This is a genomic window from Streptomyces sp. NPDC054047 (genome assembly GCF_055585065.1).
Genome location: NZ_JBVJKV010000002.1, coordinates 705,459 through 717,458 on the forward strand (window position 1 = coordinate 705,459; position 12,000 = coordinate 717,458).

7 protein-coding genes and 1 tRNA gene are annotated in these 12,000 nt (G+C 71.4%); 1 reads left to right on the forward strand and 7 read right to left on the reverse strand.

Going from position 1 to position 12,000, the window contains the following annotated elements; genetic code table 11:
- The first annotated feature begins 71 nt into the window (after window positions 1-71).
- Window positions 72-156 (forward strand) — tRNA-Leu (locus ACZ6ZP_RS09755).
- A gap of 97 nt (window positions 157-253) precedes the next feature.
- Here ACZ6ZP_RS09755 and ACZ6ZP_RS09760 read toward each other — a convergent pair.
- Genes ACZ6ZP_RS09760 through ACZ6ZP_RS09790 form a run of 7 tightly spaced genes read right to left on the reverse strand, consistent with a single transcriptional unit; the run spans window position 254 to window position 11,969 of the window.
- Window positions 254-1,096, reverse strand: coding sequence for a phytanoyl-CoA dioxygenase family protein (locus ACZ6ZP_RS09760; RefSeq protein ID WP_361461708.1), 843 nt, complete (start codon window positions 1,094-1,096; stop codon window positions 254-256).
- Window positions 1,093-2,931: a non-ribosomal peptide synthetase gene (locus ACZ6ZP_RS09765; RefSeq protein ID WP_361461705.1), complete on the reverse strand. Its 1,839-nt coding sequence runs from the start codon at window positions 2,929-2,931 to the stop codon at window positions 1,093-1,095. The genes ACZ6ZP_RS09760 and ACZ6ZP_RS09765 overlap by 4 nt, the downstream gene beginning before the upstream one ends.
- The gene (locus ACZ6ZP_RS09770) at window positions 2,924-6,868 is read right to left on the reverse strand and encodes a non-ribosomal peptide synthetase (protein ID WP_469406255.1); all 3,945 of its coding nucleotides are present in this window, start codon (window positions 6,866-6,868) and stop codon (window positions 2,924-2,926) included. The genes ACZ6ZP_RS09765 and ACZ6ZP_RS09770 overlap by 8 nt, the downstream gene beginning before the upstream one ends.
- Window positions 6,865-7,902, reverse strand: a complete 1,038-nt coding sequence (locus tag ACZ6ZP_RS09775) for a TauD/TfdA family dioxygenase (protein WP_351160823.1) — start codon at window positions 7,900-7,902, stop codon at window positions 6,865-6,867. The genes ACZ6ZP_RS09770 and ACZ6ZP_RS09775 overlap by 4 nt, the downstream gene beginning before the upstream one ends.
- The gene (locus tag ACZ6ZP_RS09780) at window positions 7,899-9,755 is read right to left on the reverse strand and encodes a B12-binding domain-containing radical SAM protein (RefSeq protein WP_469406256.1); all 1,857 of its coding nucleotides are present in this window, start codon (window positions 9,753-9,755) and stop codon (window positions 7,899-7,901) included. Before ACZ6ZP_RS09780 ends, ACZ6ZP_RS09775 begins: the two co-directional genes overlap by 4 nt.
- Window positions 9,756-9,760: 5 nt before the next feature.
- Window positions 9,761-10,576, reverse strand: a complete 816-nt coding sequence (locus ACZ6ZP_RS09785; RefSeq protein WP_469406257.1) for a hypothetical protein — start codon at window positions 10,574-10,576, stop codon at window positions 9,761-9,763.
- Window positions 10,577-10,607: 31 nt separating this feature from the next.
- On the reverse strand, window positions 10,608-11,969 hold the full coding sequence (locus ACZ6ZP_RS09790) for a B12-binding domain-containing radical SAM protein (RefSeq protein WP_351160832.1): 1,362 nt from the start codon (window positions 11,967-11,969) through the stop codon (window positions 10,608-10,610).
- Window positions 11,970-12,000: the final 31 nt, after the last annotated feature.

Genomic DNA, 12,000 nt, shown 5'->3' on the forward strand with positions numbered 1-12,000 from the left:
AAGGCACTCCGAAAGCTTGGTATTGTTGTCCATGTCGCCGCGGGGAACACCCCGCGAACGGCAGACACCTAGTCCGGGTGGCGGAATGGCAGACGCGCTAGCTTGAGGTGCTAGTGCCCTTTATCGGGCGTGGGGGTTCAAGTCCCCCCTCGGACACAAGTAGCAACCAGAACCCCGTGGTCTCAAAGAGGCCACGGGGTTCTGTCGTGCTCGCGGAACCCCGCATCCATGCTCAACCCCGAGGCGGCCCGCCTCAGCCCGTCTCCAGGGTGAGACGGTCGTCCCACTTCGGCTTCAGCTGGTCCGTCTTGCGGCCCACCAGGAACTCGGGGCGCGTCGGACGAGGCGGGGCGTTGTCGACGGAGTTGTACGACACCATCAGCAGCGCCCGCCGGTCCGCCGACGCGTTGTCCGACGACGAGTGCACGATGTTCGGGTGGAAGGCCTGGATCGCGCCCGCCCGGCCCGTCGCACGCTCGCTGCCGAAGGACGTGACCAGCTCTCGGGCGCGGTCGGGCTCCATCGTGTGCTCGGGATCGGCCTCGAAGTTCTTGCGCCAGTCCCCCTTGCCGCCCGGCGTGATCTTGCCGGGGCCGAGGTACCCCAGACGATGGGATCCTGGTACGAGGATCAGCGGGCCGTTGTTCTCGTGGACGTCGTCCAGCGGGACGGCGAGGGTGACCGCCGCGGGCCGCGGCAAGCCGTCCTCCGCGTTCCAGAAGGCGAAGTCCTGGTGCCACGGCCATGCCTGGCCCTCACGGGCCTGCTTCAGGTTCACCTTGAACTGGTAGACGTAGACGGGCGTTCCCGTCAGCGCCTCGGCCAGCGCGAGGAGATAGGGGTGGCGGACGAGCGCCGCGTACGCCTCGTCGAACTCGTGGCAGCCGTGCACCGCGCGGACAGCGGTGCTGCCCCTCTCGTGCACCACCTCCGGCCCTCCTCGGTCGATGACGGCCTCCAGGCTGTCGCGGAGCAGGTCGACCGAGGGGGCGGTGAAACGGTACGGAGAGCGGCACCAGCCCTTCGCCTCGTACTCCGCGATCAGGTCCGCCAGATGCCCGTCGTCCGCCAGATGTCCGTCGTCAGTGTCGATCACGAATCCAGCCTCACCGGTTGTTGGGACAGGTCCGACCGCTCGCCGATCCACTCGGCCATCGCGGAGATCGTCGGCCGCGAGACGAACGTCTCCAGATCCGCGTACGCGCCGAAGCGCTCGTTGATCCGGGAGATCAGCACCGCGGCCAGCAGCGAAGTGCCGCCCAGCTGGAAGAAGTTGTCGTTGTACGCGATGTCCTTCGCATCCAGGACGTGCTCCCACAGGAGCCTGAGCCCCTGCTGTACGCCGTCCTCGGCCGAGCTGGCGCCGCTGCCCGTGACCGTCAGCTCGCGCGCGGCCAGTGCCTGGCGGTCGAGCTTGCCGCTGGGGGTGAGCGGCAGCCGGTCCACCGGGACGAACGCCACCGGCAGCATGTACTCGGGCAGGGCCTCGGCGAGCCGGTCCCTGAGGTCGCCGGGCAGCGGCGTCTCTCCCACGACGTAGGCGACGAGACGCTTGCCCGCCGTGGGACTCTCGTTCACCACGACCGCGGCGTCGGCCGCCTCCGGCAGGGCCCTGACCGCCGACTCGATCTCACCGAGCTCCACGCGGTAGCCGCGGATCTTGACCTGCCCGTCGTCGCGGCCGAGGAAGTGGATCCGCCCCTGCGCGTCGACCCGGCCCATGTCGCCGGTCCGGTACACCCGTGATCCCGCGGGCCCCAGCGGATCGGGCGTGAAACGCTCCGCGGACAGGCCGGGCCGGTTGAGGTAGCCGCGGGCGAGCACCGGGCCGCCGATGACGATCTCACCGGTGACCCCCGCCGGGACCGGGTTGTCCTGCCCGTCCACGACCCGCACGCGCGCGGCGTCGATGGACCGGCCGATGGGAGCGCGCTCCGGCCAGGACGCGGGCTCGCCGGGCAGCCGCAGGGCCGTCACGTTGTGCGTCTCCGACGGTCCGTACTGATTGTGCAGCGCGACATCCGGAAGGGCGCCGAAGAACTGCCGCACGGCGGGAGTGACGTAGAGCTGCTCACCGCCGCAGACGACCTCGCGGAGCGAGCGCGGATGGCCACCCACGTCCTGTGCGGTGTGGGCGAGCGACTGAAGGGCCACGAACGGCATGAACACGCGGTGCACCCGCTGCTCGTCGAGGAAGCGCAGCAGCCGGTGGGAGTCCCGGCGTATCTCCTCGTCGATCAGCACCAGGCAGCCGCCCGTGCCCCAGGTGCTGAACATCTCCTCGAAGTGCACGTCGAAGCTCGCCGCCGCGAACTGGAGGGTCCGGTCGCCGATGCCGCACGTGAACGTCTCGCGCTGCCAGCTGATCAGGTTGCGCAGCGGGCCGTGCGGCATGGCGACGCCCTTGGGCGTGCCCGTGGACCCCGACGTGTAGATGACGTACGCGAGGTCGTCGGTGCCGGCTGTGGAGACCGGAGCCTCCGGAGGGTTCGGGCTCGGGTCCGGGCCGGTCGCCAGGTCGTCGTCGAGCAGCACGACCTCCGTTCCGAGGGGCGCGGGCGGCAGCCCCGTGGGGGTGCGGTGCGTGAGCAGGACGCGCATGCCGCTGTCCCGCATCATGAAGTCGAGCCGGGCCTCCGGGTAGGCGTGATCCAGAGGCATGTACGCGGCGTCGGCGCGCAGCGCGGCCAGGATGGCGACCGGGAGCCGGAAGGACCGGTCGGTGCGGACGCCGACGACCGTGCCCGCGACGGAGAGGCGTCGCAGGCGCGTGGCCAACTCGTCCGCCGCACGGCCGAGTTCCTCGTACGACAGCCGGCGCCCCCGGTACTCCACCGCGGGCAGGTCGGGCCACGCGCGCCGCGTGTCGTCGAAGTACCGCAGCACTGTTCCCTGAGGCGGGGACGGCGTGGCACGGGTCTCGTCAGGCATGAGGGACGTCCGCCTCCTGAAGGGTCTTCTCCATCTCCGCCGCCAGGCCGGACACGAACGGCTCGTCCAGCATGGAGTAGTGGTCACCGGCCAGGACCCGTGGCGGGGCGAGGGCCGAGCACAGGTCCGCCCAGGCCGCACCCGCCGCCGCCCGCACCCGTGGATCGCTCTCCTGCGCCTGGAACAGGGCCGTCGGACCGTCGTAGGGCGCCGGTCGGTAGCGCAGGGCCGCGCGCCCGTGCGCGTCCTCCGGCGCCGATCCGGCGTCGGCCGGGAGCTGGCCGCCCAGGTAGCTGTCGACGAGGATCAGCATGGCGACCCGCTCTCCCAGCCGCGTGAGCCGCCGGGCCATCTCGTAGGCGACGAGGCCACCCATGGACCAGCCCATCAGGAGGTACGGGCCGTGCGGCCGGACCTCGCGGACCACCGCGAGGTGGCGCTCCGCGAGTGCCTCGACGTCGGTCTCCGGAGTCCGCCCCTGCCCGGTGTCTCCCTGTTGCGCGCCATCGGTGCCATCGGAGCCATCGGCGCCGTCGTGCAGGGCGTACAGCGGGCGCCGGAGCACGGACCCATCGGTGAGGTTCCGGAAGCCGATGGCGTCCCCGCCGCCGGGGTGGACGCAGAACAGCGGGGTTCCCTCGCCCCGGGTCTGGAGCGTGACGAGGTCACGTGGACGCTCGCCTGTGCCTGTGCCTGTGCCTGCGCCTGCGTCTCGGAGCAGTGCGGCAAGTGCCCTCGGCGTCGCGGGGTCGAGCGGTGGTCCGTCGAGGGCCGCCGTCTCCTCGAAGAGCACCGACACCGGCAGCTCGGCGGAGAAGGCCGCGTTGATCCTCGCGATCAGCCGCACCGCCAGGATCGAGTGGCCGCCGAGATCGAAGAAGACGTCGTCCGCTCCGACGGACGGGACCGAGAGCAGATCACCGAAGATGGCCGCGACACGCGCCTCCAGGCTGTCGCCGGGCGGCCGGACCGCTGTCCGTGCGCCGGGGTCGCGCGGGGCGTCGGCGGCGAGCAGCGCGTCGCGATCGGTCTTGCCGTTCGCCGTGAGGGGCAACCGGTCGAGCCAGACGTACGAGGCGGGGACCATGACGGCAGGCAGCCGCCCGCCGAGGTGGCCGCGCAGTTCGGAAGGCGCGACCGCGCCTTCGGCCGACGGCGAGAGGAACGCGGTGAGCAGGCCGCCGTCGCCACCGTCGGGCCCGAGCACCACCGCCGCGTCGCGGACGGCCGGGTGGTCGAGCAGCGCCCGCTCGATCTCGGCCGGTTCCACGCGGACACCGCGGACCTTGATCTGCTCGTCCCGGCGCCCGAGGCAGTGCAGCGACCCGTCAGGGGCGTAGTAGCCGACATCACCGGTCCGGTAGAGGCGTTCGCCCGGCACATCGGAGAAGGGATGCGGTACGAAGCGTTCGGCCGATCCGGCCGGATCGGCGACGTAGCCGCGCGCGAGGCCGATGCCGCCCACGCAGATCTCCCCGAGCGCTCCGACCGGCACCGGGTCCAGGCGGCTGTCCAGGACGTGGATGTCGCCGCCGTCCACGGGCCGGCCGATGGGCACGTCACCGACCGCCGGGTCGTCGGCCGTGATCTCGTGGACGGCGCAGCCCACCGCGGCCTCCGTGGGCCCGTACTCGTTGAAGATCCGTGTGGTCGCCGCGTGTTCGCGCCAGGGCGCGATGTGCTCCCAGGAGAGGTTCTCGCCGCCGAGGACGAGCGAGTGCGCGACCCCGTGCGTGTCGGCGGGATCGAGCGCGTGGTTGATCACGCCCAGATGGGAGGGAGTCATCTTGAGCACGTCCAGACCGGCCCGTCGGCCCAGCTCACCGGTGAGGCCGAAGACGTCGCGCCAGGCCGGGTCCAGGTGCACCGTGCGTCCGCTGACCAGCGGCACGAACAGACTGGTCACCGTCATGTCGAAGGCCACGGAGGAGTGGACCATGGCCCCCGTGCCGTTCTCGTGCACGTAGGTTCCGGCCGCCCAGAGCACGTAGTTGGCCAGGGCCCGGTGGGGCAGCATCACGCCCTTGGGGACGCCGGTGGAGCCGCTGGTGAACAGGATGTAGGCGAGGTTCTCCGGCGTCACCTCGGGCAGCGGTCCGACCGGTTGCTCCGGCGCCGGTTGTCCGTCGGCACGCAGGCAGCGGATCGTGCCCGCCTGGTCCTGCGGAGTGTCCGGTGCGGTGAGGATCAGGGAACACCCCGAGCGCGCCAGCATGTCCTCGGTCCGTGCCGCGGGCAGCTCCGGATCGAGCGGCAGATACGCGCCGCCCGCCTTGAGCACGCCCAGCATCGCCACCAGAAGGTGACGGGTGTGCCCGATGGACACCGCCACCGGCCGATCCGGCCCGACCCCGTGCTTCCGCAGCATCAGGGCCACTTGGCCGGCCTGTTCGTCCAACTGCCGGTAGGTCAGCCGGGCGCCGGGGTCCACGACCGCCACGGCGTCCGGTGACCGCCGGGCCTGCCGCTCGATGATCCGGTGCAGGCACGAGGGCGTCTGCCGGGTGGCACGGCCGTGGTCGACCGCGGCCCGTACGAGGTCACGGCTGTGGTCGTCGAGCACGCTGAGGGTGTCGAGCGGGGCCGAGGGGGCGGCGACGGCACCTTCCAGCAGGGTCAGGTACTGCCCGGCGATGCTCCGCACGTAGTCGGCGGGGAACTCGCCCTGGTGGTGGCGCCACACCAGCCGCAGGCAGTCGTAGCCCGTGATGCTCTCCAGCTTCAGCGCGCACGGTTCGGCCTCGACGTCGTCCCAGACCAAGGTGAAGGTGACGCCGTCGGCATGCTCGGCGGGTGTCTCCTCCTTCGCCTCGAACGCGGCCGTCCGGTCGGCCGGGGCGGTGGCGTACGCAGCCGGCAGGCGCTCCGCTGCACGCTCGGCGCGCGAACGCTCGCTCCGGACCTGGGCCAGGAGACCGGAGAACGTGGTGGCCGAGCCGGGCCCGGTGCGTACGGGCGACCAGTGGGCGAAGGGCCCGGCGCAATCGCTCAGATCGTCGTACGGGCGCCCCGGCAGGGCGGCGGCGACGGTGACGTCGGGCCGGTCGGTGACCCTGCGCAGGAGAGCCAGCAGGCAGGTGAGCAGCACGACGTCGGGCGTGACGCGGTGCTGCTTCGCACAGGCCCGGACGGCCCGCGCCAGCAGGGGCGGCACCGTGCGGTCCAGGCGCAGGACGTCGGTCCCGGTGTCCTGCCCGGCCCGCGGAGCACGGCGCAGGGGCAGGGCCAGTGGGCCGGGGTGCGGTGTGTCGACGCCATGGGCGGCGTCGTCGGACACCGGCTCGGCGGCGTCGACCTGGTGCTGCCATTGCGCGTACTGGATGTACTGCAGGGGTTCGGCGTCCGGTGAACGGCCGTCGTGGGCGAGGGCGAGCTCGGCCGGGAGTGCGCGCAGGGTCCGGCTGTCGGCGGACAGACCGGAGGCCGTGATCAGCAGCGCGTGCCGTTGGTCGGTGAGCCTGAGCAGGCGGGCGCGCAGCGGGGCGGCGTCGTCGATGCCCGCAGGCCGCAGACGCTCGGCCCGTACCTCGGCGTCCAGCTGCGCGGGGACGTCCGCGGGCGCGAACGCCCGCAGGTCCCGCACCGTCCACTCGACGCTTCCGCCGTTCCCTCCGTCGAGGTCCGCGAGCGCGGTGTTCGCCCCCGGTACACGGCGGTACCGGGCCCGCAGCGCACCATGGCGGGCGGTGACCGCGCGCAGCGCGTCGGCCAGCCGGTCCGGGTCGACGGCGCCGTCGACGTGGAGAAGCGCCTGTGCCCACCCCGGAGCTTGTGCCCACCCCGGCGCTCGTGCCCCTCCCGGCGCCTGCGCCCCTCCGAGGTCCGAGAATCCGTACGCCCGCCAGGTGCGCTGCTGCTGGAACGAGAGCCGGAACCCCTCGACCCGGTCGGCCGTCCCGCCCCGGTTCCCGTCTTCGGCGGTCTCCTGCCCCGTCATGTGAACCGCACCATGTCGCCCATGGCCACCAGGAGTTCGCGTGGGCCGCGGAAGGGGTTGCGGGCATGCGCGACCAGGATGTTGTCGAGCACCAGGACATCGCCCCTCTCCCAGGGGAAGCAGACTTCGAGCTCGGCGTACACCCGGCACATCTCGGCCATGGCCTCGTCCGGGATCACGGAGCCGTCGCCGAAGTGGCACTGGCGCGGCAGCGTCTCCGGGGTGTGGGTGGCCTCCAGCGCCGCCCGGGTCGCGGGGGCCAGGCAGGCAGGGTGCCAGTGCTGGGCCTGACAGATCCAGGACCACACGCCGGTTCGCGGATGCCGGACGGCTGCCGGGCGTACCGCCTCGGTGCGCAGCCGGTCGCCGTCCCAGGTGGAACGCAGGCCCTGCTCGGCGCAGCGTGCCTCGGCCGTGTGCCGGTCGTCGGTGCGCAGGACGTCACGCCAGTCGAGACCGAGCCCGGTGCCGTAGTTCCGGACGTACATCACGCCCTTGGCCAGGAACTCCGCCCGCAGGTCCGCGTCGAGCCGCCGGAACACCTCACGGCTGTCGACGATCGGGGTCTCGCCGCCGGAGGCGGCGGGCCGCGCACAGCAGAACATGATGCGGGCGGGCCCGGTGTCGTTGAAGGAGTTCTCGGTGTGCCACAGCAGCTTCTCCTCGGGCGGAAAGAACACCGGGGAGACGATGCTGCCGCTCAGCGAGGCACGGGGATGCTCGCCGTTGTCGCGGTACAACTGGTCGATGAGCGCGTCGGCGAGGCGTTCCAGGTCGTTCGTGGTGGTGACCGAGAACCCCCTGAGCAGCACGGCGCCGTGGTCGTCGAGGGCTTCGTCGAGCCACGCCCTCGAACGGGAGGCCCAGGCCGCGACATCGACGCCGGCGGCGGTGGGCCGGATGAGCAGGGGCGGTTCGCCCGGGGCGGCGAGCGGCGCGTGGGTGACGAGCGAGTCGGAGGTGAAGGTGAGGGGGGAGGGAACGGCCTGCCGGAGGCCCTCGGGGCCCGGCATGCCTCCGCGCGGTGTGTTCACGCGGGCTCCTCCTGGTGCAGGGCCCGGCCGAGGCGGTCGGCGGCGAGCAGATACAGGGCTTCGACGTCCTGGCCGGTGATCGAGGAGAACTGATGCGCCGTCTCGAAGGCAGGGTGGCGCACCAGCTTCTCGCGGTAGTCGGGCAGCGTGGCGCCCGACTGGAGCATCTGGAGCCACTGGCGGGTGCCGGGGTAGGGGCTGTTGACGTTGAGGGCGACGCAGCCGTCGGGGATGCAGCCCGCCCGGTGCAGTTCGGCGATGAGGTCGAGCGTCATCAGCCGCTGCTCGGCCGTCTCCCCGAGTCCGAACTGCAAGGACGTGCCGACCCGGATCCCGGCCTCGCGGCACCAGTGCGCCACGCTGCGGAAGCGTCCGGTCCAGTCGCTCTCGGAGACCAGCAGCAGTTGCCGGACCTTCTGGACGCGTACGGCGTCGGGCTCGGCCGATTCGACGCCGAAGTACACGTAGCTGCAGCCGGCCGCCGCCATGCGCCGCAGGAGGGCGCGGTCCACGTCGTTGACGGTGGTCTGGCAGCCCCACTCGAAGGTGCCGTGCTCGGCCGCGAGGTCCTCCAGGAGGGTCAGGAACTCGGCGAGCCAGCGAGGATTCTGGGTGAAGGTGCTGTCGTCGAAGAACACCGCCTCGAAGCCCTGGTCGACGCGCAGCCGGATCTCCCCGATGACGTGCTGCGGGGACCGCTGGCGGATCTTGGGCTGTTCGTAGAGGAACGCGTCCGCGGATTCATGGCAGAAGGAGCACGCGTACTTGCACCCCAGACAGGCCATGACCTGCGCGGTGAGGCGGTGTCCGAAGACGGGGAAGCGGTTCTCGTGCGTCAGCCGGGTCACGTCGATGTACGGGAGCCGGTCGCCGTCGATCGGCACGCCGCTGAGCGGCATCGACTCGATGCGGCGCGTGCTCCAGTCGTACAGGAACAGGCTGCCCACGCCCGGCAGTTCGGCGATCCGGTCCTGGTCGGCGAGCAGGCGCTTCTTGACGGTCTCGGTGTCGGCCGGCAGGCAGTCCGCCACCACCTTGAGCACCTCGGGCAGCGCGAACGCGGAGTCGCCCGCGAACACGATGTCCATCAACTCCCGTTCCTCGGGGCGGGCGAACGTCTGCAGGGCGGTGAGGCGGCCGAGTTCCTCCTCGCCGATCCGGAAGTCGTCGTGGCTCTCCTGCCGGCGGCCGCTCATCTTGGCCACACGGTGCGAGGCCGCGCGGTAGGCGTCCGGGTTCACGGCGTCCTCGTGCTGGCCGCCGAGCAGGACGAGGGCCTGCGGGCACTCCTTCTTGACCGTCTCCGCTATGCGCAGGGCGAAGTGGTGGCCCTCGGAGAGGTTGCTGATGCCGACCACCACCGGGCGGTGCTCGCGCAGGCAGGCGACGAGCTCCTCCTCGAAGGCGGGGGAGTAGGCATGGGGGTTGAGGACGGCGACGACCTCGGGGACCCGCGTGCCGGGGAACTCGTCGATGCGCAGCATCCGGTCGAGGACGCAGGTCGCGTAGAGCAGCGGGGTCGGCATGCCGGGGAACGAACCCGTCGCGCCTTCCTCGATGTGCGGGGCGCTGACGAAGAGCACCGGAAAGTACTTGAGGCGCCGTCGTTCTTCCCGGCGACGCGGGTCTTCGGGACCGGCCGTGGCCGGCCCGAGCCGGGCGGTGATCTCCTCCTCCACCGCGGCCTCGCGGAGCAGCGCTTCCTGCGAGACGGTGCGCGGGTCCTCGCCGTCGCCGGGACGCAGACGCCAGTGCTTCTCCTCCTCGTACAGCTCACGGTCTATTCGGTCCGCGCGTGCCTGGCGCACACGGCGCGCCAGGGCTTCCGGGACGGCGAGCGGTGCGGGGTCCATGGGTGTCACCCGCCCATCACACGGGAGACGTACGCGGCGACCTCGGGGTCCGCGAGCAGTCGGGTCCGGTCCACGGTGAACCCGGTGGTCGTGCCGCGCGGGTCGGCGGCGCAGGTGCCGACGCCCCCGGTGGCGGAGAGGACGGTCGTCGCCGGGGGCGCGTCCGGCGGCGGGGGCTGCGCGTCCGTCCAGGCGGCCGCGGCCAGGTAGGCGAGGTAGTGCGAGAAGCGGTCGGCGAGTTGCTGCCGCACCGCGGGGGCGACGTCTAGGCGCCGGCTGGCGGCGGCCACCGCCTCCTGGTAGGCCGTTTCCAGCGCCGCGGCGAGCGGCAGAACGTCCGCTCCGGTCGCCGCGGGTTCGCCGTCGCACGGCAGGGCCGCCGCGAGGGCGGTCTCGAGGTCCTGCGGGGAGAGCTGGGCGGCGAGCGTGCGGACGGCGGTGCGGTAGTCCTCGCCCAGGGTGTGGCTGTCGACGAGCACCGGATCGAAGGTGATCAGGGAGGGCTCGCCGAGCCCCAACATCCGTAACCGGTACGCCAGTTCGCGGGCCAGGCCGCTTCCCGCGCAGTGTCCGAGCACGGCGAGCACCGGTTGCCCGCGCTCCTTGACGGCCTCCAGCCAGGGCGTCACGTACTCGCCGGGCCCCTGCCGCAGGAGCGCTTCGACCGTGCAGTGATTCGGCACCCCCTCCAGTACATGCCTTCCGTCCAGGAAGGAGGCCAGGTCGGCGAAGCGGGCGTCCCCGCGCCCCGCGTCGAAGGCCACCGTGAGGATGAGGCCCGCGTCGCCCTGCCGCAGTACGTGCCATCGAGAAGAAGTCATGGTGCTCCCGTCTGTCCGGGGCCGCGGAAGGCTATACGTGGGCATCGGCCCAGAAGGTGCCGTACTCGTCGGCGGTGCCGGGGGCCGGCGCGGCACCGAAGTACGGGGTCTTGTCCATGGCCTGCGCGAACAGGTCCTGGCCCTCAAGGAACACGTCGTAGACCTGGTCCGGGGTGGCCTTGTCGGTGGCGAAGACGGGTGGCAGATCCTCGTGGTAAAGACGGAAGTCGCGGTGGAGCAGCTTCATCCCGAAACGCTCGGGGTGCTCGAACATGGCACTTCCCGGATAGGGCACGAGGCCGAAGAGATAGGTCGCCTGCAGCAGGTCCTCGTCGAGCAGTTCGCATACCCAGTCGATGCTGCGCCGCATGTCGTCGGTGCTCTGGTCGGGAAAGCCGTTCACGGTGAAGGAGCAGGCCGCGAGCCCGGCGTCCCTGACCTTCTTCAGGGTTTCCCTGGTCGCACTCAGCTTCATGTGGTGTTTGTGCGTCTCATGACTTTCCTGGACCGCGGTCTCCAGGCCGATCTCCACCCACTGGCAGCCGCTGCTCTTCAGCTTGCGCAATATGCGGTCATCGGTCAGGCAATTCAGCCGGGTCTGGCAGTCGTAATTGATGTCGCCTTCCTGCTCCAGGAGTTCCAGGAGTTCGAGGGTGCGGTCCGGGTGCAGGGTGAAGGTTTCGTCGCCCCAGTAGATGTTGTGCCGACCGCCGTAGCGGGACCGGTAGGCGCGGATCTCTTTGAGAACGCGGTCCAGGGGGAAATAGTCGGGGCGTTGACCGATCGTCTGGATGGTGCAGAACGTGCACTTGTAAGGGCAGCCCAGGGCATAGACCTGCCGTAAGTAGCGGATGTCCTCGCCGGTGCTCGTGGGGAAAAGGTCCACTTTGGGGAAGGGGATGTCGGCCGGGAGCAGATGCGGATAAGTGGATTCCGTCCGGACGGTGGAGCCGTCGGAGCGCCGGTGCACCAGGTTGCCCACGCCGGACACGTCGCGTCCGTCGGTCAGGGCGTCCAGGAGCGCGGGCAGGGCATGCTCGCCGCGGTCGACCACGACGTAGTCGACGCTGGGGTGGGCGGCCACCTCGTGGGCCAGCGGTGTGGCGACGACCCCGCCGTAGACGATGTGGGCCGCGGGACTGATCCGCTTGACGGCGTCCGAGATCTCGTACGCGTAGCAGAGGTTCACGGTCATCGGGGAGAACAGATAGACGTCCGCGGGGTGCCGGCGCACGGCCGCCTCCACGGCGTCCACGGCCAGGTGCCCCGGTCGCGTGAACGCGTCCGGATCGGTGTAGAGATCGACCACGTCGATGTCGGTGTAGCCGTGCGCGACGAGTACTCCGCCCAGCCAGTGCATCCAGTGCGGAAGCTCCCACATGTTCTTTCGCATGTGGTCGAGCCCCGGGTGGGCCGCATGGTAC